Below are 19,762 nucleotides of genomic sequence, written 5' to 3' on the forward strand. Positions count from 1 at the left end.
CGAGCCCGCATCGCAACTGCCACACTCGCCTGCGTGCCCGCCCGGACCTGGCTCAGCCTCGCGATCACCGCCGCCCTCTGGGGGGCCAGCTACATGTTCATCAAGGTCGCGCTGGACGGCGACCTCAGCGAGGGCTTCATCATCTGCGCCCGGACGCTGATGGGCGCGGCGGTGCTGATGCCGCTGGCGATCCGCTCCGGCGCGATCCCGCTGCTCTGGCAACGCAAGGGCTATGCCTTCGCCCTGGCCGCCACCCAGGTCATCGTCCCGTTCGCGCTCATCACCTACGGCGAGAACCACGTGCCGAGCAGCCTCGCCGGCATCCTCGTCGCCACCGCGCCGTTGTTCATCGTGCTGCTCGCGATCAAGGTCGATCCCGAGGAGCGCTCGTCGGGCTGGGCGCTGGTCGGCGTCCTGCTCGGGATGCTCGGCGTCGTGCTGCTGTTCGGCGTCGATCTCTCGGGCGACGCGGAGACGCTCGTCGGCGGCCTGATGATCGTCGGCTCCGGCCTCTGCTACGCGATCGCCGTCCTGATCGCCAAGCGCGGCTTCACGGGCGTGCCGCCGGTCGGCGTCGTCGTGTCCAACCTGACGATCAGCGCGGTCTTCTGGCTGCCGTTCGCGCTCGCCACGCTGCCGACCCGCTCCCCGGGCGCCGAGGCGATCCTCAGCATGCTCGCGCTCGGCGTCGGCGGCACCGGCCTCGCGTTCCTGTTGTTCTACACGTCGATCGCCGAGATCGGCCCGGCGCGCGCGTCGATCGTCTCCTACGTGGCGCCCGCGTTCAGCGTGGTCTACGGCGTGACGCTGCTGAACGAGGACCTCACGGCGGGCACCGTCGGCGGCCTGGCGCTGATCCTCGCGGGCTCGTGGCTGGCGGCGTCGGGCCGCCTGCCCGGGTGGATCAGCCGAAGCGAACCTTCCCGTTCGACCGCGCCCGCGCCTGCGCGCGCTCGATGAAGTCCAGGCGCTTGACCGCCGCGCGGAACAGCCGCGTCAGCAGCCGCAGCCGCGCGTTCTCGGAGCGCAGGTCGAGCAGCCCCTGCTTGGCGTCGGGCCCGAAGTCGACGGTCGCCGCCATCTCGTAGGCGCTCAGCGGCTCGAGGATCTCGGGCTCCAGGACCTTGTCGGTGGCCTCCTCGACGAGGTCGCCGTAGGCCTCGTGCGCGGCGTCGAGCGTCCCCGCGTCGGGCGACTCGTCCTTGTCGTCCAGGAACTCGACCTCGCCGCTGGGGTAGATGTGGTCGAAGTGCTCCTCGACGATCCGGAAGGGCCGCGTGCCGCGGACGAGGATGTCGAGGCGGCCGTCGTCGTGGCGCTCGAGGATCTCGGCGACCTCCATCGCGCAGCCGTTGGCCTTCAGGCCGTCCTCGGCCGCCCAGACGATGCCGAACTCCAGCGCGTCCTCCAGCACCTCGCCGATCATCTCCTTGTAGCGGTCCTCGAAGATGTGCAGCGGGACGAGCTCGTGCGGCACGGCGGCCAGGCCGAGGGGGAAGAGCGGGAAGTCGCTGCGGTGCTCGCCCATGGATCCGATTCTAGGTCGGGCCCGTACCCGTCAACGTGCCCGCTTCAACCGCGGTCGTGTGGTTCCGGCGCGACCTGCGCCTGCACGACCTGCCCGCTCTCGCCGCCGCCCATGCCGAGCACGAGCGCGTCGTCCCGCTGTTCGTGCTCGACGACGCGCTGCTGCGCGGCCGCTACGCGAGCCCGGCGCGGGCCCGGTTCATGCTCGGCGCCCTGCGCGCGCTGGACGCGGCGCTGCGCGAGCGCGGCTCGGGGCTGGTCGTCCGCCACGGGCGGCCCGAGGAGGAGGTCGCCGCGCTCGCGCGCGAGGTGTCGGCGCGCGCCGTCCACTGGACCAGCGACGTCGCGCCCTACGCCCGGCGACGCGACGCGCGCGTGACCGCGGCGCTGCGCGACGCGGGCGTCGAGGCCCGCCCGCACGGCGGCGGCTACCTCGCCGACCCCTCCCAGCCGCGCACGAAGGCCGGCCGGCCCTACACGGTGTTCTCGCCGTTTCACCGCGCGCTGGACGCCGTGGCGCGCCGGCCCGTGCACCGCGCGCCGACCGCGCTGCCGCCGCTGCCGTCGTCCCTGCGCAAGGGACGGCTGCCGTCCGCGAGCGCGCTCGGGGTCGACGACGACAGCGTCCCCGAGCCGGTCGTCGAGCCCGGGGAGGACGCGGCCCGCGCCGCGCTGGACGCGTTCCTGCGCGGTCCGATCGACGCCTACGACCAGCGCCACGACGACCTCTCCGGCGGCACGAGCGTGCTGAGCCCGTACCTGCGCTGGGGCTGCCTGTCGGCGCGCGAGTGCGAGGAGCGCGCGCGGCGCCACGGCGGCGCCGGCGCCGCGGCCTTCACCCGCCAGCTCGCCTGGCGCGACTTCTACGCCCACCAGCTCCTGATGTTCCCCGACAACGCCCACCGCGAGTTCCAGGCGCGCTATCGCGGGACGTTGGAGTGGTCCGACGCGGCCGACGCGCTGCACGCCTGGCAGACCGGCACGACCGGCTATCCGCTGGTCGACGCCGGGATGCGCCAGCTCGCGCGCAGCGGCTGGATGCACAACCGCGCGCGGCTGGTCGTCGGCTCGTTCCTGACCAAGGACCTGCACATCGACTGGCGCGCGGGCGAGCGCCACTTCGCGCGGCTGCTGCTCGACGGCGAGCCCGCCCAGAACAACGGCAACTGGCAGTGGATCGCCTCCACCGGCGCGGACCCCGCGCCGTACTTCCGGCGCCTGTTCAACCCCATCACCCAGCAGCGGAAGTTCGACCCCGACGGCGTCTACGTCCGCCGCTGGGTGCCCGAGCTGCGCGACGTGCCGGTCGACAAGCTCGCCGAGCCCTGGACGATGAGCGACGCTGAGCAGGCCGCCGCCGGCTGCGCGATCGGCACCGACTACCCGGCGCCGATCGTCGACCACGCGGCCGAGCGCCGCGTCGCGATGGCGCGCTACGCCATCGGGTAGCCGCCGCGGTCTTCGTGCCGGCGAGGTAGCTCGCGTCGGCGGGTGCGAAGGACGCGTTCAGCCGCGCGACGATCGCGTCGCGGGCCTGGTCGACGGGATGCTCCGCATGCTGGTCACTTCTGCGCGGTGATCATCAGGTTGTAGAAGATCGCCGACGGCAGGCGCGGCTCCAGGAGCACGCGGTCGACGTGCTGGAGGCCGACGTAGCCGCGGAAGGCGTACATCTTCCACGCCCACGGGACGGTCTCGGGGTCGGCGGTCGCCTCCAGCGCGCGGTTGGCCCAGCCGAACCAGTTGGCCAGCAGCTCCTCGCCGCGGACGCGCACGTCGGCGAAGCCCGCGGCGCGCGGCGACGACGAGATCTGCTCGGGCGTGAACGCGTGGACGTCGACCATCGACTCCAGCTGGTGGTTCTCGGCGCCGCCGTCCAGGTTGCCCTCGGCGGCGGGGCGGGCGCGCATCAGCGCGCGCCACGCGGGGGCCAGGCGGTTCGCCGTCCGCTTGGGGACGTTGGCGATGCGGTCGCCGTACTCCGACGGCTCGCCCGCGAAGATCGCGACGCCGCCCGGCGCCAGGACGCGATGGATCTCGCGCCACGCCTGGTCGAGGTCGGGCAGGTGGTGCAGGACCGCGTGGCCGAGCACGAGGTCGAAGGACCCGTCCTCGAACGGCAGCGCCTCGGCGTCGGCGACGCGCGCGTCGACGTCGAGGTCCAGGTGCCGCGCGTTGGCGCTCAGCGCGTCGATCATCCCCGGCGAGATGTCGGTGCACGTCGCCGCGCTGATGACGCCCGCCTGCAGGAGGTTGAGGCTGAAGTAGCCCGTGCCCGCGCCCAGCTCCAGCGAGCGGTCGAAGGACCGCAGGTCGCCGCCCAGGGCCTTGCGCAGCTTGCCCAGCACCTGCGTCCGGCCGATCTCGCCGAAGTCGATGCCCCACTTCGCGTCGTAGTCGGCGGCGGCACCGTCGTGGTAGCGGGTGTTGACGTCGCGGATCTCCTCCGCGGTGGCAGGGGCGGGGCTCATGAGGCGCGGCAGGTTACCCGAGGCCGTGTAGCGTGCGCGCCCTCACATGGCCGATCAGATCTCCGAAGCGCAGCCCCAGGTCTACCTCCAGCGGGACCAGCCCGAGGGCGTGCCGCCGCTGGCGCTGACCGGCGAGCGCACGCTGCCCGACGTGCCGGAGGAGAACTACTGGTACCGCCGGCATCTGATCGTCTACGAGTGGATCCGCGAGCAGGTCGGCGGCCTGAAGGTCATCGACATGGCCTGCGGCGAGGGCTACGGCTCCGGCGTCCTGGGCGCCGCGGCGCGGGAGGTCGTCGGGGTCGACGCCAACCCCGAGGCCCACGAGCACGCGCGGCTGCGCTACACCGACGACCGCGTGCGCTTCGCGCGCGACCTGGTGGAGACGTTCGCCGAGCCCGCCGACGCCGTCGTCTTCCTGCAGACGATCGAGCACGTCCAGAACCCGGACGAGATCCTGGAGCGCTTCAAGGCGCTGGTCGCCGACAGCCCGTCGCCGGTCGTCTACGTCTCGACGCCCAACGTGCTGACGCTGGCGCCCGAGGGCGCCGAGAAGTCCGGCAACCCGTGGCACGTCAAGGAGTACCGGCCCGAGGAGTTCCACGCGCTGTGCGCCGCGCACTTCTCGTCGGTCGAGATGTACGGGTTGTTCCACGCGCGCAAGCTCGCCGTGCACCAGCTCGCGATCGAGCGCCTCGGCTGGGACGCGATCCACGCCAAGCTCGGGCTCACCAAGAAGTTCTACAACTGGTTCACGCCCGCGATCTCGGCCAAGGACTTCACCTTGACCGCCGACCGCCCGCTGACGGGCGCGCTGGACTTCGTGGCCGTCTGCCGGCCCTAGGGCATGTCGCGGCTCTCGCTCGTCCTCCACACCCACATGCCCTACGTCGAGGGCTTCGGGACGTGGCCGTTCGGCGAGGAGTGGCTGTTCGAGGCGGCGGCGACGGTCTACGTGCCGTTGCTGGGGTTGTTGGAGGAGCGCGCGCCGGCGCCGCTGACGCTCAGCGTCACGCCGGTCCTCGCCGACCAGCTCCTGGCGCCGGGCGTCCACGAGCGCCTGCTGTCGTTCCTGCGCGACCTGCGGGTCACGACGCACGCGCTGGACGCCGCGGGCTGCCGGGCGGGCGGCGCGCCGGCGCTGGGCGCCGAGGTCGAGCGCGCGGGCGCTGACTACGCGCGCGCCGCCGACGCGCTGGAGCGCCTCGGCGACGGCGGTCTGGCCCGCGGACTGCTGAGGCACGCGGCCTGGACGTCGTCGGCGACCCACGCGGTCCTGCCGCTGGTCGCCACCGACGCCGGCGTCCGGCTCCAGCTGCGCGCCGGGATCGAGGCCCATCGCGCGCGCCGCGACGGCGCGTGGGGCGGGGGCTTCTGGCTGCCGGAGTGCGCGCACGCGCCGTGGCTGCACCCGCTGCTGGAGGAGGCCGGCGTCCACGCGACGTGCGTCGACCTCACCGACGTGCTCGGGCCCGGCGCGCACCCGCCGCTGGCCACCGACGACGGGCCGCTGCTGGCGCCGATCGACCGCGAGGTCATGGAGCTGGTCTGGAGCGACGGCGGCTACCCGGCCGGGCCCGCCTACCGCGACACCCATCGGATGACCGTCCACCACCACCATCCGTGGGCCAACGACGGCGCCGTCTACGACCGCGACCGGGCGCGCGAGCAGGCGGTCGCCGACGCGCGCGACTTCCTCGCCCACGTCGCGCGCCGCGAGCACCTGACGGTCTGCGCGCTGGACACCGAGCTGCTCGGCCACCACTGGTACGAGGGCCTGGACTGGCTGACCGCGGTCCTGGACGAGGCGCCGGGCGCCGGCGTCGAGCTGGTCGCGCTGGACGACGCGCTGCACGACACGCCGGTGATCGCCGCGCCCGCCGAGCTGCCGGTCACCACGTGGGGCACGCCGCGCACGCTGTGGACGTGGGACGGACCGCAGGTCGCCGACCTCGCCTTCGCCACCCGCGCGGCCGAGCTGCGCGCGGTCGCCGCCGGCGGCGACGCCGACGCCCGCGCCGTCCGCGAGCTGCTGGCGCTGCAGTCCTCCGACTGGGCGTTCCTGATCACCCGCGACATCTCCGGCCCGTACCCGCGCGAGCGCGCCGACGGCCATCTCGCGGCGCTGGACGCCGCGCTCGCGGCGCCCGGCGCCCACGACCCCACGCTGCGCTCGCTGGCGCCCTTCGCCGACCCGGCGATGCTGCGCGTCCCCTGAGATGCGGGTCACCGCGAACGTCGCATGGACGTTCGCGGTGACCCGCATCGGCTATGGGGCCCAGCGCAGCGTCCGCGGCGTCTCGCGCATCCGCAGCACCTTCGCGGGCGCGCCGGCGATCACCGCGTTGGCCGGGACGTCCTTGGTGATCACCGAGTTGGTGCCCACCACGCAGTTGTCCCCGACGGTGGCGCCGCGCAGGAAGCAGGCGCCGTAGCCGACCCAGACGTTGTGGCCGACGCGGACGTCGCGCTTGTAGATGCCCTGCGCGCGGATCGGCCGGTCGACCTCGACGACGCCGTGGTCGAAGTCGATCAGCATCACGCGGTCGGCCAGGATGCACTCGCGGCCGATCGAGACGTGCTGGAAGGCGCTGATCGTGCACTCCTGCCCGAGCACGGTCTTGGCGCCGACGACGCACTCGCCCTCGTGCACGCGGATCTTGCAGCCGTGTCCGAGCCACGACCAGCGGCCGAGCCTCAGCACCGCGCCCTTGCCGATCTCGAGCTTCACGCCCGGGCAGACGAACGCCAGGCCGTCGAGCTGCAGGCGCTTGCCCAGCCGCAGCTTCCAGTAGCCCAGCCGCGCGATCAGCCGCGCGTACTTCCAGTTGACCATGCCGTTGCGCCGCGCGAACCGCCACAGCGTCAACGGCCCTCCGGACAGCGGCGGCGGATCGCCGCGCAGGTGGACCGGCGGCGCGGGCGGCGCGAGCGCGGGCGGGGACAGCACCGGTTCCACGGTTGGGCAGCGTAGCGCTCGGGAACTCGATCGGGCCCTGCGGCGAAGCAGCGATGATGGCACCGATGCTCCAGGCCGAGGACGAGCCGATGGCGGCGGAGGCCGACGCCGCGATCCTCGCCGCGTCGGTGTCGGATCCGCAGGCCTTCGCGGCCGTCTTCGAGCGCCATTTCACGGCGATCCACCGCTGGCTGCACCGCCGCGTCGGCGCGCCGCTGGCCGAGGACCTCGCCGCCGAGACGTTCACCCGCGCGTTCGACCGCCGTGACCGCTTCGACGCCCGCATCAGCCAGGACGCCCGCCCGTGGCTGTTCGGGATCGCCGCCAACCTCGTGCACGACCACCGGCGCTCCGAGCTGCGCCGCCTGCGCGCGCTGGCCCGCGCCGAGCGCTGGGAGGCCGTGATCGAGAGCGACCCGTCCGCGGGCGCGGTCGCGCGCGCCGACGCCGCCGCGCTCGGCCCCGCGGTGGCCGCGGCGCTGGCGGACCTGCGCGCCCCCGAGCGCGACGCGCTGCTGCTGGTCGCCTGGGCGGGCCTGGACTACGAGGAGGTCGCGCGCGCGACCGGCGTCCCGATCGGGACCGTGCGCTCGCGGCTGCACCGCGCCCGCGGCCGCCTGCGCGCGGCGCTGGGCGAGAGCGAGGAGCGCGACCGATGACCGACGAGCTGGAGATCCTGCGCGCCTGGGCGCCGCCCGACGTGGCCCCGCCGCCGCCCGACGGCGCGGCGGGCGCCGCGCGGGCCCGCGCCCGCGTCGCGCTGCACGCGCACATCGCCGCCGCGCCGCCCGCGCGCCGCGCCCGGTGGCGCCGCCGCCTGCTCGTGACCGTCCCGACGGCGGCGGCGCTCGCCGCGCTGGTCGTCGCGCTCGTGGTGGCGCTGGGCACCAGCGGCCAGGTCGAGCCGCCGCGACGCCACCCGTACGCCACCGCGCCGACCACGGCCGCCGCGGCGCTGGAGCGGGCCGCCCGCGGGGCGGAGACCGCGTCGCCCGCGTTCCCGCGTCCGGACCAGTTCTTCTACACCAAGTCGATCGCGACCTACCTCGCCTGCTCGATGGATCGCGACGCTTCCTACTGCGCGCTGTCCAGCTCGCGCCGCGAGGCGTGGATCTCCCAGACCCGCCGCGGCGAGATCCGCACCGTCGGCCTCGGCGTCTCGTGGCCGTCGCCCGCCGAGCGGCGCAAGTGGATCGCGGCCGGACGCCCGCGCCTGGCCGCGCCGGGCGACGGCGTCACCCACGCCCACCCCGACGGCGTCTACCACGTCGGCGACCGGCGCTACTCCGCCCAGCAGATGCGCGACTTCGACGGCTCGGGCGCCCAGCTGTTCCGGCAGGTCCGCGACGGCCTGCGGCCAGGCCAGGGCCCGTCGCCCGACGGCGAGGTCTTCGTCCTGCTCGACGACGCGCTGCGCGACCAGCCGCTCGCGCCGCGGATGCGCGCCGCGGTGCTGCGCGCGCTGGCGCTCGTCCCGGGCATCGGCTTCGACGGCCACGCCAAGGACCGCCTCGGCCGCTCCGCGTTCGCGATCTCGCGCGTGGCCAACGGCACGCGCCGCGACATCCTGCTCGACCCGGCGACCGGCGTCCTGCTCGGCGAGCGCGACACGCTCGTCGCCCACGTCCCGCACGAGACCGTCAGCGCGCCGCTCGGGACGGTCATCGGCGACGCCGCCTACGAGCGCACCGGCGTGGTCGACGCCGCCGGGCAGCAGCCGTAGCCCCGGCGATACGGCGGCGTATGGTTGGGGGCGATGTCGCCCGACAGCCTCGACGCGCAGCGCTGGGAGCAGGCCGCCCTGGAGGCCTTCGAGCGCGGCGGCGCCGCCGCGGTCGCCGTCGAGCCGCTGGCCCGCGCGCTGGGCGTGACCAAGGGCTCGTTCTACTGGCACTTCAAGAACCGCCAGGCGCTGCTGGCCGCCGCGGTCGCGCGCTGGGAGCGCCTGCACGTCGACGCGCCGCTGGACGCCGCCGGCGCGATCGCCGACCCGCGCAAGCGCCTCGACACGCTGCTCGGCGCCGCGTCGAGCAAGCCGCCGACGATCTTCCTCAAGATGCTCGAGGGCGTCGACGAGCCGGTCGTCCAGGCGGCGGTCACGCGGGCGGCGCAGCTTCGCGTCGCGTTCCTGGAGCGCGCCTTCGCCGACCTCGGCCTGACGCCCGCCCAGGCCCGCCCGCAGGCGCTCTTCGCCTACAGCGCCTACGTCGGCCGCGCGCTGCTGGGCCGCGACGCGCCGGACCTCCTCGACGACGAGCGCAAGGTCGCCCAGCACATCGCGCGGCAGCTCATCCCGCCCTCCGGCGACTGACTGCGGCATCATCCGCCGCCCATGTCGCAGGCCCAGCAGACCCTCGCCCAGCGCCTCCTCGACGGCGACAAGCGCGCCCTGGCGCGCGCGATCACGCTCGTGGAGAGCGACGACCCGGCGGGCTGGGAGCTGGTCCGCGAGGTCTACCCGCACACCGGCAAGGCCGCGATCGTCGGCCTCACCGGCGCGCCCGGCGCGGGCAAGTCGACGCTGATCGGCGCGCTGACCAAGGCACGGCGCGCGCAGGAGCACGAGGTCGCCGTCCTGTCGATCGACCCGTCCTCGCCGTTCACGCAGGGCGCGCTGCTCGGCGACCGCATCCGGCTGACCGACCACTTCCTCGACCCCGGCGTCTTCATCCGCTCGATGGCCAACCGCGGCGCGCTCGGCGGCCTGTCCGAGGCCGCGCTGCAGACCGCGCTGCTGATGGACGCCGCCGGCAAGGACGACGTCTTCCTGGAGACCGTCGGCGTCGGCCAGGCCGAGGTCGACATCATCGACCACGCCGACACGATCGTCCTCGTCCTCATGCCCGGCTCCGGCGACTCGATCCAGGCGCTGAAGGCCGGCGTCATGGAGATCCCGGACATCATCGTCGTCAACAAGGCCGATCACCCGCTGACCGACACGATGGTCCGCGAGATCCGCGGCGTCCTCAGCCTCGCGCCGCAGCGCGGCTGGCGCGTCCCGATCGTCAAGACCCAGGCCCACAAGGGCGAGGGCGTCGACGAGCTGGTCGCCAAGCTCGACGAGCACCGCAAGCACATCGAGGAGGAGGGGACGCTCTCCGAGCGCCGCCGGCGCAACCTCCGCTCCGAGGTCGTCGCGATCTGCACCTTCCGCCTGCGCCGCCGCCTCGAGCGGCAGCTCGACGCCGACCCGCGCTTCGCCGAGCTGCTGGAGGAGGTCGTCAGCCGGCGGCTGGACCCGGCGACCGCCGCCTCGCGGATCCTCGAGCGCCTCGACGCCGCCGACGCCTCACGCGCCGGCGACGACGGCTGACGCGACCACCGCGTCCTCCCAGGCCATCCCGGTGGACTTGAAGAGGCGCGGGCGCGCGGCGTCGACCGCCGTCGCGGCCTCCGACTCGCCGCGGATCAAGGACCCCAACTCGATCAGCGCCCCCGCGTCCAGCGCGCCCTCGCCGATCGCCAGCACCACGTCGCCCGCCTCGCGCAGCGCGGTCGCGCGCGACTCGACCACGACCGTCGCGCGGCCCGCCAGCGCCGCGTCGACCTCGCGCGCGTCCGGCTCGTGGGAGCCGATCGCGACGACCGTCGCGTGGTCGGCCACGCGCGCGCCGTCGAACAGCGGCTCGCGCGCGGTCGTGGCGCAGCAGATCAGGTCATAGGACTCGATCTCCGGCGCGGCGCCGCGCCCGACCACGTCGACGACCTCCAGCGTCGGCGCGACCGCGCGCAGCGCCTCGGCGTGCGCGACGCCCTGCGGCCCGCGCCCGAGGATCAGCGCGCGTCGCGGGTCCGGCGCGGCCAGCCACCGGACGGCCAGCGCGCTCACCGCCGCCGTGCGCAGGTTCGTCAGCGCGATGCCGTCGAGGATCGCGGCGGGCGCCAGCGTCTCGCGGTCGAAGACCACGCACACGCCCTGGATGCGCGGGTCGCCGCCGACCGTGACGAGCTTCACGGCGCCCTGCGACGACGGCATCACCAGCAGCTCGCCCGCGCCGACCGGCAGGCTGCCGCGCGGCGGGTCGGCGTCGACGTCCAGGCCCGCGCGCAGCGCGTCCTCCAGGGCGTCGACCGCGCCGCGCGCGTCCAGCGCGGCGGCCACGTCCGCGGCTCCGAGGACCCGCACGCTCAGCGCTCGACGATCCGCGTCTCGATGTCGATGCCGCCGTCCAGGCGGCCGCCGCAGAGCTTGGCGACCCGCTCGTGGACCGACGTCCACATGTGCAACTGCACTTCCTTGGCCATGCGCAGATGATGATGGAGCAGGTTCGAGAGGCGATCGCCGGGCGCCGCCCACGACTCGATCCGGAACGCCAGCGCGCCCGGCGGGCCGAGGTCGGCGGCACCCCACTCGATCTGCCCGGCCTCCAGGTGACCGCTCAGCGTCGCGAACCGGAACGACCGCTCGTCGACGTGGACGCAGCGCACCGGCCCGTCCCACGGCCCGGGCATCCTGATCAGGAACTCGTCGCCGGCGGCCATGCGGCCCTCGGCGCCCGCGGCCTTATGGAAGCGCGCGAGCGCGCCCGGCGCGACGACGTCGGGGTCGGCCCGCACGCGCGCCATCAGCTCCGCCGCGTCCAGCTCGGACTCGCGGATCCGGCTCAGGTAGGTCCGGTGCAGCAGCGCGCCCGTGCCGTCGGCGGGCTGTTGGACGCCGGTCAGGTCGGTGCCCGGCGGCCACGGCGGCGGGCCGTCCCGCGACAGCGTCCCGTCCTGCTCGCGCCGGTGCAGCACGGTGATCCGCCAGACGTAGGCCCAGGCGGTCAGCGCGATGCCGGGCGGCCAGCGCAGCGCGGTCAGCAGACGGCGGGGGACGGGCGGCGAAGCGGGCACGTTCGCGGCTCTACCCGCCGCGGCGTGCGGGTAGAGCGGACGCCATGGTCATCCCGCGCCTCCTCTACGCCGCCGGAGTCCGGAGCGTGCCGATGCACGTCACGTCGCTGGGCTGCATCGGCCTCTGCCTGTCGCTGTGGATCCGGGCCAAGACCGTCGACCAGGAGGAGCGCGACAACGCCGAGCGGCGTGCGATCTTCGTCGGGCTGTGGCCGTCGATGTTCTGGCTGCTGGGCAACGCGGTCGCCGAGCAGGAGCGCTCCACGGTCAGGCGTGCGCGGCGAGCAGCGCGACGCTCGCCGCGACGGTGACCGCCGCCAGCGCGGTGCCCGTGCGCGGCGCGAAGCGCCAGCCCCAGGCCACCAGCGCGGCCAGCGGTCCCAGCGCGGGGACGAGGTGGCGGGCGTGGGCCCAGGCGCGCCCCGCGCCGTCCAGCGACGGCGCGGCGAAGACGGCGGTCAGCCAGATCGCGACCACGATCAAGGCATAGAACAAGGCCGCGACCTCGACGTCGCCCTGGTCGAAGACCGCGACCGACAGCCGCTCGCGGCGCGAGCGCCACAGCCGCCACAGCGCGACGCCGGCCAGCGCGGTCACCGGCGCCCACAGCAGCAGGCCCTGGTCGGAGACCCACGCGGTCCCGAGCCGCCCGGCGCGCTCCAGGTGCGCGACGACGCCCGTCGCGCCCGTCGCCCCGCCGGCCGCGACGTCGTTCGGCGTCAGCCCACCGAACAGCCGGTCCGAGATCGTCACGTAGACCACCGCCGAGGTCAGCACGACCTCCAGCGCGAGGAAGCCCGCCAACCCGCGCTGACGACGCCGCAGCCAGCGCGCCAGCGCGAGCGCCACGACCGCCGCGGGCGCCAGCAGCTCGGTGGCCAGCCACGGCAGCGCGGCGACCAGCGCCGCGCCGAGGAACGCCGTGCGCTGCCGCGGCTCCTCGCGCACGGCGAGCGCCAGCAGCGCCGCGCCCGCCAGGCAGGTCGCGCCGAGCGTCGCGGGCGCGATCGCCGTCGCCGCGCCGACGGCCGGCGGGGACAGGCCGAGCACGAGCGCCGCGCGCGTCGCCCACGGCTCGGGCACCAGCCGCCGCCCGAGCGCGGCGGCCAGGCAGAAGCCCAGCGCGAAGATCATCAACAAGAAGATCCGGACGGCGAGCTCGCCGCCGATCCAGTACGCGGGCGCGACGGCGACCACGAAGCCGAGGCCGACCGGCTCCAGCCAGCGCCCGACCGCCGGCGCGTCGGAGGGCCGCGGCAGCTCGCCGTCGTAGAAGTCCCGCCACGCGCCGGACGCGTAGGAGCGGCGCACGTCGATGCTGCCGTGGGCGACCAGCGCGTCGACCGCCAGCAGGCGGTGCGCCTCCGGCCTGGTCGTCGCGTGGCCGGGCACGGCGAGCGTCAGCGCGTACACGGCCACGAGCGCCGCCCACAGCGGCAGCGCCCGGCGGAGGGGACCCGGCAGCATCGTCGCGGACCCTACGCCGCGACGCCTACCCGCGGCTGACCCGCTCGGCCAGCGCGACGAGCGTGCGCACCGGCGTCCCGGTCCCGCCCTTGGGCGCGTAGGCCCGCCCCGAGTCCCAGGCGGTCCCGCAGATGTCCAGGTGCGCCCACGGCACGCCGCCGGTGAAGTTGTGCAGGAACTCGGCGGCGGTGCACGCGGCGCCGGTGCGCGGCGGCGACATGTTGGCCACGTCGGCCGTCGACCCCTTCACCAGCTCGGCGTAGCGGTCGTGCAGCGGCATCCGCCAGATCAGGTCGCCGCCCTCGGCGGCCGCGCCCGCGACCTGCGCGGCCCACGCCTCGTCGTCGGCCCAGAAGCCCGCGTAGACGCGGCCGAGCGCCGACATGATCGCCCCGGTCAGCGTCGCCACGTCGACCAGCCGCTGCGCGCCCTGGCCGATCGCGTGGTGCAGGCAGTCGGCGAGCACGAGCCGGCCCTCGGCGTCGGTGTTGTCGACCTGGACGGTCAGGCCCGAGGCCGACGTGAAGACGTCGCCGGGCTTCATCGCCCGCCCGCCCAGGAGGTTCTCGGTGGCGCCGACGACGCCGACGACCCGCACCGGCAGCTCCAGCGCCGCGATCGCGCCGAGCGCCTCGATCACCGCCGCGCCGCCGGTCATGTCGTACTTCATGTCCACCATCGACCCGGCGGGCTTGATCGACAGGCCGCCCGAGTCGAACGTCACGCCCTTGCCGACCAGGCCGAGCACCGGCACGCCGTCGGCCGGCGCGGCGGGCGGCTCGTACCGGAGCGTGATCAGCGCGGGCTCCTCGTCGCTGCCCTGGGCGACCGCGGCGAACGCGCCCATCCCGCGGGCGACGATCCCGTCGCGGCCCTCGACCTCGCAGCTCAGCGTGTCCGGGTGCGCGGCGGCGACCGACCGCGCGCGCTCGCCCAGCGCGGTCGGCGTCATCGCGTTGGCCGGCGTGTTCTGCAGGTCGCGCGCGGCGTTGACGGCCTCGGTGACCGTGACCGCGCGCGCCACCGCGGCGGTCCGGTCCTCGTGGTCGGAGACGATCAGCTCCTCGATCCCGCCGCCGTTCTCGTCGCCGTCGCCGTCGCCGTTGCCGCTGCCCTTGGTCTTGAACGCGCGGAACGCGTAGGCGGCCATGAGCGTGCCCTCGACGACCGCGCGCGCCGGGTGGATCTCGCCCGCCTTGTGCGGCAGCTCCCAGCACAGCGTCCGGGCGCCCAGGTCGCGGGCCCGGCCGTGGGCGACGGCGGCCGCGACGCGCAGCGCCTCGGCGTCCAGCGAGGCCCGCGCGCCGAGCCCGACGAGGATCCAGCGCTTGCCCGCGGCGTGCGCGACGGCCAGCGACCGCGGCTTGGCCCTGGCCTCGCCGGCGTCCACGAGCGCCTGCAGGACGCCGTCCTCGACGTCGTGGACGACGGCCTCGTCCTCGAGCAGGCCGACGACGATCGTGTCGGCCGCGGTGGACCCCGCGGCCTCGGTGGTGGCGGTCACGCGCATGGCACGGGACGCTACTTCGTTACGGTTCCGGTCCCAGCCGTCCTGACCAGACACAGAGCGAGAGAGAACCGATGCCCAAGACCGTCATCCTCGGCGCCGCGCGCACCCCGATCGGGAAGCTCGGCGGCGGCCTGTCCTCCGTCGACGCCACCGACCTCGGCGCGACCGCGATCACCGCGGCGCTGGAGCGCGCGACCGTCGACCCCGAGCAGGTCGACCACGTCGTCATGGGCCAGGTGATCCAGGCCGGCCAGGGCCAGATCCCCTCGCGCCAGGCGCAGATCAAGGCCGGGATCCCGAAGGAGGTCTCGTCGGAGACCGTCAACAAGGTGTGCGCCTCCGGCCTGCGCGCCACGGTGATCCTCGACCAGGCGATCCGCGCCGGGGACGTCGAGGTCGGCGTCGGCGGCGGCATGGAGTCGATGTCGCAGGCGCCGTACCTGCTGCCGCAGGCCCGCTTCGGCTACCGCATGGGCGACGCCAAGGCGCTGGACTCGATGGTCCACGACGGCCTCACCAACCCGTTCAGCGGCAAGCAGATGTTCGTCGAGGCCACCGAGATCGGCGACGAGCTGGAGCTGACCCGCCCCGACCTCGACCGCTGGGCGCTGCGCAGCCACGAGCTGGCGCTGAAGGCGATCGACGACGGCCGCATGGCCGACGAGATCGTCCCGTTCACCGTCAAGGGCCGCAAGGGCGACACGGTCGTCGAGACCGACGAGGGCCCGCGCCGCGGCTCCTCGCTGGAGGCGCTGGCCAAGCTGCCGGGCCTCGTCGGCAAGGAGGGCTCGCACACGGCCGGCAACTCGCCGGGCGTCAACGACGGCGGCGGCGCGCTGGTGCTGTCCTCCGACGAGTGGGCGGCCGCCAACGGCAAGACGGTGCTGGCCGAGGTCGTCGGCCACGCGCAGTTCGCCAACGACTTCGCCTACCTGGCCACGACGCCCGCGGGCGCGGCCAAGAAGGCGCTCGACAAGGCCGGTCTGCAGCCGGGCGACGTCGACCTGTGGGAGATCAACGAGGCGTTCGCCTCCGTGACGCTGCAGTCGATCCGCGAGCTGGGCATCGAGGAGGACCGCGTCAACGTCAACGGCGGCGCGGTCGCGCTCGGCCACCCGATCGGCGCGTCGGGCGCCCGCATCCTCGGCGTGCTCGTCCACGAGCTGCGCCGTCGCGGCGGCGGCTACGGCGTCGCCGCGATCTGCTCGGGCGGTGGCCAGGGCGACGCCGTCATCCTGAAGGTGCACGGCTGAGCGCCACGGCGCACAGCGCGGCGTTCTTCGACCTGGACCGGACGCTGATGTCCGGGTCCTCCGGGTTCTTCTGGGCGCGAGCGGCCGCGCGGGCGGGGATGATCTCCCGCCGGCGGCTCGCGCTCGACGCGTGGGAGAACGTGAAGTTCCGCCTGCGCGGGTCGACCGACGCGTCGACCGACCGGGTGATGACGCGGGTCGGCGCGATGCTCGAGGGCCGCGCCGCCCGCGACTTCCAGCGGCTCGGGCCGCAGGTGCTGGCCGGCGTGCTGCCGCGGCTGTACCCGCAGATGCTCGACATCGCCTGGTCGCACCAGGACGCCGGGCGGCGCGTGTACATCGTCACCGCGGCCACGCAGGACACCGCGGCGATGATCGCGCACGTGCTCGGCTTCGACGGCGGCCTCGGCACGCCGCTGGAGGAGGACGCCGACGGCCACTACACCGGCCGCCTGTCGGGGCCGTTCGCCTACCGCGAGGGCAAGCCGAAGCTCATGCGCGCGCTGGCGGCGAGCAACGGCATCGACCTGAGCGAGTCCTACGCCTACTCCGACAGCGAGTCGGACCTGCCGATGCTGCGCGCGGTCGGCCATCCGGTGGCGGTCAACCCGGACGGGCCGTTGGCGCGCGTGGCGCGCGAGGAGGGATGGGAGGTCCTGCGCTTCGACCGCCTCGGCGGGCGGCTGAAGATGCTGGGCGGATTGGCGGGCGCGACGCTGCTGGGCGCGGCGGGCGCGACCGCGCGACGGAAGGTGGGGGCGAAGCGATGAGCTACTCCGAGCTGGACGACGAGCAGCGGGAGATCCGCGACCTGGCGCGTCGGTTCGCCGACGAGGAGATCGCGCCGCGCGCCGCGGCGTGGGACCGCGCGCACGAGTTCCCCAAGGACGTCTTCGCCGCGCTGGGCGAGCTGGGCCTGATGGGCACCTGCGTGCCCGCCGAGCACGGCGGCGCGGGCGCGGATTTCCTGTCCTACATCTTGGTCCTGGAGGAGCTGTCGCGCGCCGACGCGGGCGTCGGGGTGACCGTCGCGGTGCACACCAGCGCCGGCACGCTGCCGATCCTCGCCAACGGGACGCCCGAGCAGGTCGACCGCCTCGTCCCGCCGCTGGCCCAAGGCCATGAACTTGCCGCCTTCGCCCTGACCGAGTCCGGCAGCGGCTCCGACGCCGGCGCGATGCGCACGCGCGCGACCGACGACGGGGCGATCACCGGCACCAAGCAGTGGATCACCAACGGCTCGCACGCCCACGTCTTCACGGTCTTCGCCCAGGATCCGGACGCGGCGAGCGCCTTCGTCGTCCGGCGCGGCGCCGACGGCTTCCGCGTCACGCGCGAGGAGGAGAAGCTGGGCCTGAACTCCTCGTCGACCGCCGACCTCGCCTTCGAGGCCACGCCGTCCGAGCCGCTCGGCCCGCGCGGCGCCGGCATGCGGATCGCGCTCTCCACGCTGGACGGCGGGCGCATCGGCATCGCCGCCCAGGCGGTGGGCATCGCCCAGGCCGCGCTCGACGTCGCCGCGGGCTACGCGAAGGAGCGCCACGCCTTCGGCCGTCCGATCGGCGGCTTCGGCGCGATCCAGCAGAAGCTCGCCGACATGCAGACCGAGATCGAGGCGGCCCGCGCCCTCGTGTGGCGCGCCGCGCGCCTCAAGCAGGCCGGTCGCCCGCACACGGTCGAGGGCGCGCAGGCCAAGCTCTTCGCCTCCCGCGTCGCCCGCCATTGGACCGGCGAGGCGATCCAGGTCCTCGGCGGCTATGGCTACACCCGCGAGTTCCCGGCCGAGCGCTACTACCGCGACGCCAAGGTCACCGAGATCTACGAGGGCACCAGCGAGATCCAGCGCCTGGTCATCGCCCGCGCGCTGCTCGGCGAGGCCGCGCGCGCGACCGACTAGGACGAGACCTACGGCTCCACGAGCCCGCGCCGGACCGCGTAGCGCGTCAGCTCGACGCGGTCGCGCATGCCGAGCTTGTTGAGGATGTTCTCGCGGTGGCGCTCGACCGTGCGCGGCGAGATCACCAGCAGCTCGGCGATCTGGTCGGTGGTGTAGGCCTCGGCCACGAGCTTCACCACCTCGCGCTCGCGCGGCGTGAGGACCTCGCCGTCGGTGTCGCCGGCCTCCAGGTGCTCGCGGATGATCGTCCGGACGGCCGGGGGATAGAGGAACGGCTCGCCGCGCAGCGCGGCGCGGCAGGCCTCCAGCAGGTCGCGGTCGGCGGCGCTCTTGAGCACGTAGCCCGCGGCGCCGGCGTTCAACGCCTCGAAGAAGTACTGGTCGACGTCGTGCATCGACAGCATCAGGATCTTCAGGCCCGGCCGCCGCGCGCTCAGCTCGCGCGCCGCCGCCAGGCCGGTGCGGCGCGGCATCGCGACGTCGAGGATCGCCAGGTCGATGTCCTCGCGCAGGCCCAGCTCCACCGCCTCGATCCCGTCGCCCGCCTCGGCGACGACGTGCAGGTCCGGCGCCGCGTCGATGACGTGGCGCAGCCCGCGGCGGACCATCGCGTGGTCGTCGGCGATCAGCACGCCGGCCTTCAGCGGGACCCCGCCGCCACCGCCGCTCATGCGACCGGCACCTCCAGCCGGACCTCGGTGCCCCCGCCGTCGGCGTCGCGCACGTCCAGGCGCCCCCCGACGAGCAGCGCGCGCTCGCGCATGCCCTGCAGGCCGGTGCCCTCCGCCGCGCCGTCGCGTCCGCGGCCGTCGTCGCGCACGGTCAGCACGAAGGCCTCGCCGTCGTGGGCGTCCGTCGCGCCGAGCACGACCTGCCGAGCGTCCGCGTGGCGCACGACGTTGGTCAGCGCCTCCTGCGCCACGCGGTAGACCACCAACTCGCTCTCGGGCGAGAGCCCGGGCAGCGCCGGCGCCAGCTCGCGGCGCACGCGCAGCCGCGAGCGGTCGGCGAACGTCGAGGCCAGCGCGACGAGCGCGCCGCGCAGCCCGAAGTCCTCCAGCGGCTCCGGGCGCAGCCCGTGCGTGATCTCGCGCACGCCGTCGGACGCCGCCCGCAGCGCCTCACGCGCCGCGTCCAGCTCGCCCGCCTGGAGCTCCAGCGCGACGCCGGTCAGCGCCTGGCCGACCTCGTCGTGCAGCTCGCGGCCGATCCGCGCCCGCTCGGCCTCCTGGGCCTCGATCGCGCGTCGCCCGCTGGCGCGCCGCTCGGCGGTCAGCCGCTCGAGCATCGCGTCGTAGGCGCGGGCGACCGTCGCGACCTCGCCGACGCCGTCCCGCGACGCCGCTCGCGGCGGCGCCGGATGCAGGAGGTCGACCGCCGCCATCTCGGTCGCCAGCGCCCGCAGCGGCGCCAGCGCCCGCCGCATCAAGATGATGTTGATCGCGATCGCGACGATCACGCCCACGGCCAGCAGCAGCGCCTCGCCCGCCGTCACGTTCGCGCTCACCGTCGCGGGCGAGATCGCGAGCACCAGCGCGCACGCGAAGACCACGAGCGCGTTCCCCGCGATCACCCGCTGCAGCAACGTCATGCCCTCATGGTGCCGCGCGCGGAAGACGTCCGTGATGGGGAGCGTTCCCCATCGACCCGCGACCCGGCCGCTCCGACCATGAAGGCATGACCGACGCGAAGAACGATCCGAAGACCAAGCGGGGCCCCGACGGCCTCCTGCTCGACCCCGACGCGGCCAAGGCCGAGGCCCGCCGCGGCTGGATCATGCTCACCTCGCTCTTCGCCGGCGGCGCGGTCCTCGTGGCGATCGCCGCCATCGCGACCTAGCGG

The 19,762-nt window shown here is 74.9% G+C and carries 22 protein-coding genes; 13 read left to right on the forward strand and 9 right to left on the reverse strand.

Annotation, left to right across the window (positions count from 1 at the left end):
* Window positions 1-33: 33 nt before the first annotated feature.
* Window positions 34-960: a DMT family transporter gene (locus VFG42_RS07635; protein ID WP_324906948.1), complete on the forward strand. Its 927-nt coding sequence runs from the start codon at window positions 34-36 to the stop codon at window positions 958-960.
* On the opposite strand, the gene VFG42_RS07640 is transcribed toward VFG42_RS07635, so the two are convergent.
* Window positions 905-1,528, reverse strand: coding sequence for an LON peptidase substrate-binding domain-containing protein (locus VFG42_RS07640; protein WP_324906950.1), 624 nt, complete (start codon window positions 1,526-1,528; stop codon window positions 905-907). The two genes, VFG42_RS07635 and VFG42_RS07640, sit on opposite strands and share 56 nt — an antisense overlap.
* Before the next feature lie 35 nt (window positions 1,529-1,563).
* On the opposite strand from VFG42_RS07640, the gene VFG42_RS07645 reads away from it, so the two are divergent.
* A complete protein-coding gene (locus tag VFG42_RS07645; RefSeq protein ID WP_324906952.1) occupies window positions 1,564-2,976 on the forward strand; it encodes a deoxyribodipyrimidine photo-lyase in 1,413 nt (470 codons plus the stop codon).
* Window positions 2,977-3,089: 113 nt separating this feature from the next.
* Here VFG42_RS07645 and VFG42_RS07650 read toward each other — a convergent pair whose 3' ends face one another.
* Window positions 3,090-3,998, reverse strand: coding sequence for a class I SAM-dependent methyltransferase (locus VFG42_RS07650; protein ID WP_324906954.1), 909 nt, complete (start codon window positions 3,996-3,998; stop codon window positions 3,090-3,092).
* Between the two features lie 46 nt (window positions 3,999-4,044).
* On the opposite strand from VFG42_RS07650, the gene VFG42_RS07655 reads away from it, so the two are divergent.
* A complete protein-coding gene (locus VFG42_RS07655) occupies window positions 4,045-4,842 on the forward strand; it encodes a class I SAM-dependent methyltransferase (RefSeq protein ID WP_324906957.1) in 798 nt (265 codons plus the stop codon).
* A gap of 3 nt (window positions 4,843-4,845) precedes the next feature.
* Window positions 4,846-6,216: a 1,4-alpha-glucan branching protein domain-containing protein gene (locus VFG42_RS07660; protein ID WP_324906959.1), complete on the forward strand. Its 1,371-nt coding sequence runs from the start codon at window positions 4,846-4,848 to the stop codon at window positions 6,214-6,216.
* Window positions 6,217-6,267: 51 nt separating this feature from the next.
* Here VFG42_RS07660 and VFG42_RS07665 read toward each other — a convergent pair whose 3' ends face one another.
* The gene (locus tag VFG42_RS07665; protein WP_324906961.1) at window positions 6,268-6,957 is read right to left on the reverse strand and encodes an acyltransferase; all 690 of its coding nucleotides are present in this window, start codon (window positions 6,955-6,957) and stop codon (window positions 6,268-6,270) included.
* A 65-nt stretch (window positions 6,958-7,022) separates the two neighbouring features.
* Between VFG42_RS07665 and VFG42_RS07670 the strand changes: the two genes are divergently transcribed.
* The 4 genes from VFG42_RS07670 to meaB are packed head-to-tail and all read left to right on the forward strand — an operon-like array spanning window position 7,023 to window position 10,270.
* The gene (locus VFG42_RS07670) at window positions 7,023-7,616 is read left to right on the forward strand and encodes an RNA polymerase sigma factor (protein ID WP_324906963.1); all 594 of its coding nucleotides are present in this window, start codon (window positions 7,023-7,025) and stop codon (window positions 7,614-7,616) included.
* Window positions 7,613-8,680, forward strand: a complete 1,068-nt coding sequence (locus tag VFG42_RS07675) for a CU044_5270 family protein (protein ID WP_324906965.1) — start codon at window positions 7,613-7,615, stop codon at window positions 8,678-8,680. Before VFG42_RS07670 ends, VFG42_RS07675 begins: the two co-directional genes overlap by 4 nt.
* A 33-nt stretch (window positions 8,681-8,713) precedes the next feature.
* Window positions 8,714-9,268, forward strand: coding sequence for a TetR/AcrR family transcriptional regulator (locus tag VFG42_RS07680; protein ID WP_324906967.1), 555 nt, complete (start codon window positions 8,714-8,716; stop codon window positions 9,266-9,268).
* Window positions 9,269-9,289: 21 nt separating this feature from the next.
* Window positions 9,290-10,270, forward strand: coding sequence for a methylmalonyl Co-A mutase-associated GTPase MeaB (gene meaB, locus VFG42_RS07685; protein ID WP_324906969.1), 981 nt, complete (start codon window positions 9,290-9,292; stop codon window positions 10,268-10,270).
* Here the strand turns inward: meaB and VFG42_RS07690 are convergent.
* Together VFG42_RS07690 and VFG42_RS07695 are read right to left on the reverse strand one after the other, a co-directional pair.
* Window positions 10,247-11,083: a hypothetical protein gene (locus VFG42_RS07690; RefSeq protein WP_324906971.1), complete on the reverse strand. Its 837-nt coding sequence runs from the start codon at window positions 11,081-11,083 to the stop codon at window positions 10,247-10,249. The genes meaB and VFG42_RS07690 overlap by 24 nt on opposite strands.
* Window positions 11,084-11,085: 2 nt before the next feature.
* On the reverse strand, window positions 11,086-11,793 hold the full coding sequence (locus VFG42_RS07695) for a hypothetical protein (protein WP_324906973.1): 708 nt from the start codon (window positions 11,791-11,793) through the stop codon (window positions 11,086-11,088).
* A gap of 44 nt (window positions 11,794-11,837) precedes the next feature.
* Here VFG42_RS07695 and VFG42_RS07700 point away from each other — a divergent pair, with 44 nt between their 5' ends.
* The gene (locus VFG42_RS07700; protein ID WP_324906975.1) at window positions 11,838-12,104 is read left to right on the forward strand and encodes a hypothetical protein; all 267 of its coding nucleotides are present in this window, start codon (window positions 11,838-11,840) and stop codon (window positions 12,102-12,104) included.
* On the opposite strand, the gene VFG42_RS07705 is transcribed toward VFG42_RS07700, so the two are convergent.
* Both VFG42_RS07705 and VFG42_RS07710 read right to left on the reverse strand, forming a co-directional pair.
* Window positions 12,061-13,260 carry a hypothetical protein gene (locus VFG42_RS07705; protein ID WP_324906978.1) on the reverse strand — a complete coding sequence of 400 codons (1,200 nt, stop codon included), beginning with the start codon at window positions 13,258-13,260 and terminating at the stop codon, window positions 12,061-12,063. The two genes, VFG42_RS07700 and VFG42_RS07705, sit on opposite strands and share 44 nt — an antisense overlap.
* A gap of 25 nt (window positions 13,261-13,285) precedes the next feature.
* Entirely contained in the window at window positions 13,286-14,770 is a 1,485-nt protein-coding gene (locus VFG42_RS07710; protein ID WP_324906980.1) for a leucyl aminopeptidase, read from the reverse strand.
* 71 nt (window positions 14,771-14,841) lie between these two features.
* On the opposite strand from VFG42_RS07710, the gene VFG42_RS07715 reads away from it, so the two are divergent.
* Genes VFG42_RS07715 through VFG42_RS07725 form a run of 3 tightly spaced genes read left to right on the forward strand, consistent with a single transcriptional unit; the run spans window position 14,842 to window position 17,920 of the window.
* Complete coding sequence (locus tag VFG42_RS07715) at window positions 14,842-16,023, forward strand: acetyl-CoA C-acetyltransferase (RefSeq protein WP_324906982.1); 1,182 nt, start codon at window positions 14,842-14,844, stop codon at window positions 16,021-16,023.
* Entirely contained in the window at window positions 16,020-16,793 is a 774-nt protein-coding gene (locus VFG42_RS07720) for an HAD-IB family hydrolase (RefSeq protein ID WP_324907332.1), read from the forward strand. Before VFG42_RS07715 ends, VFG42_RS07720 begins: the two co-directional genes overlap by 4 nt.
* Window positions 16,790-17,920 (forward strand): acyl-CoA dehydrogenase family protein, encoded by a 1,131-nt coding sequence (locus tag VFG42_RS07725; protein ID WP_324906984.1) that lies wholly within the window; start codon window positions 16,790-16,792, stop codon window positions 17,918-17,920. The genes VFG42_RS07720 and VFG42_RS07725 overlap by 4 nt, the downstream gene beginning before the upstream one ends.
* An 8-nt stretch (window positions 17,921-17,928) precedes the next feature.
* On the opposite strand, the gene VFG42_RS07730 is transcribed toward VFG42_RS07725, so the two are convergent.
* Both VFG42_RS07730 and VFG42_RS07735 read right to left on the reverse strand, forming a co-directional pair.
* Complete coding sequence (locus tag VFG42_RS07730) at window positions 17,929-18,591, reverse strand: response regulator transcription factor (RefSeq protein WP_324906986.1); 663 nt, start codon at window positions 18,589-18,591, stop codon at window positions 17,929-17,931.
* Window positions 18,588-19,511: a sensor histidine kinase gene (locus VFG42_RS07735; protein WP_324906988.1), complete on the reverse strand. Its 924-nt coding sequence runs from the start codon at window positions 19,509-19,511 to the stop codon at window positions 18,588-18,590. The genes VFG42_RS07730 and VFG42_RS07735 overlap by 4 nt, the downstream gene beginning before the upstream one ends.
* An 86-nt stretch (window positions 19,512-19,597) precedes the next feature.
* On the opposite strand from VFG42_RS07735, the gene VFG42_RS07740 reads away from it, so the two are divergent.
* Entirely contained in the window at window positions 19,598-19,759 is a 162-nt protein-coding gene (locus tag VFG42_RS07740) for a hypothetical protein (protein ID WP_324906990.1), read from the forward strand.
* Window positions 19,760-19,762: the final 3 nt, after the last annotated feature.

This window comes from Baekduia sp. (genome assembly GCF_035685985.1).
Classification (GTDB): domain Bacteria; phylum Actinomycetota; class Thermoleophilia; order Solirubrobacterales; family Solirubrobacteraceae; genus Baekduia.

Bases quoted from the DNA above. Each gene is read 5' to 3' on its own strand.
- VFG42_RS07725 (WP_324906984.1), top strand. From the start codon at position 16,790: ATGAGCTACTCCGAGCTGGACGACGAGCAGCGGGAGATCCGCGACCTG.
- VFG42_RS07740 (WP_324906990.1), top strand. From the start codon at position 19,598: ATGACCGACGCGAAGAACGATCCGAAGACCAAGCGGGGCCCCGACGGC.
- meaB (WP_324906969.1), top strand. From the start codon at position 9,290: ATGTCGCAGGCCCAGCAGACCCTCGCCCAGCGCCTCCTCGACGGCGAC.
- VFG42_RS07715 (WP_324906982.1), top strand. From the start codon at position 14,842: ATGCCCAAGACCGTCATCCTCGGCGCCGCGCGCACCCCGATCGGGAAG.
- VFG42_RS07655 (WP_324906957.1), top strand. From the start codon at position 4,045: ATGGCCGATCAGATCTCCGAAGCGCAGCCCCAGGTCTACCTCCAGCGG.
- VFG42_RS07680 (WP_324906967.1), top strand. From the start codon at position 8,714: ATGTCGCCCGACAGCCTCGACGCGCAGCGCTGGGAGCAGGCCGCCCTG.
- VFG42_RS07650 (WP_324906954.1), bottom strand. From the start codon at position 3,998: ATGAGCCCCGCCCCTGCCACCGCGGAGGAGATCCGCGACGTCAACACC.
- VFG42_RS07700 (WP_324906975.1), top strand. From the start codon at position 11,838: ATGGTCATCCCGCGCCTCCTCTACGCCGCCGGAGTCCGGAGCGTGCCG.
- VFG42_RS07640 (WP_324906950.1), bottom strand. From the start codon at position 1,528: ATGGGCGAGCACCGCAGCGACTTCCCGCTCTTCCCCCTCGGCCTGGCC.
- VFG42_RS07675 (WP_324906965.1), top strand. From the start codon at position 7,613: ATGACCGACGAGCTGGAGATCCTGCGCGCCTGGGCGCCGCCCGACGTG.
- VFG42_RS07670 (WP_324906963.1), top strand. From the start codon at position 7,023: ATGCTCCAGGCCGAGGACGAGCCGATGGCGGCGGAGGCCGACGCCGCG.
- VFG42_RS07660 (WP_324906959.1), top strand. From the start codon at position 4,846: ATGTCGCGGCTCTCGCTCGTCCTCCACACCCACATGCCCTACGTCGAG.
- VFG42_RS07730 (WP_324906986.1), bottom strand. From the start codon at position 18,591: ATGAGCGGCGGTGGCGGCGGGGTCCCGCTGAAGGCCGGCGTGCTGATC.
- VFG42_RS07735 (WP_324906988.1), bottom strand. From the start codon at position 19,511: ATGACGTTGCTGCAGCGGGTGATCGCGGGGAACGCGCTCGTGGTCTTC.
- VFG42_RS07710 (WP_324906980.1), bottom strand. From the start codon at position 14,770: ATGCGCGTGACCGCCACCACCGAGGCCGCGGGGTCCACCGCGGCCGAC.
- VFG42_RS07705 (WP_324906978.1), bottom strand. From the start codon at position 13,260: ATGCTGCCGGGTCCCCTCCGCCGGGCGCTGCCGCTGTGGGCGGCGCTC.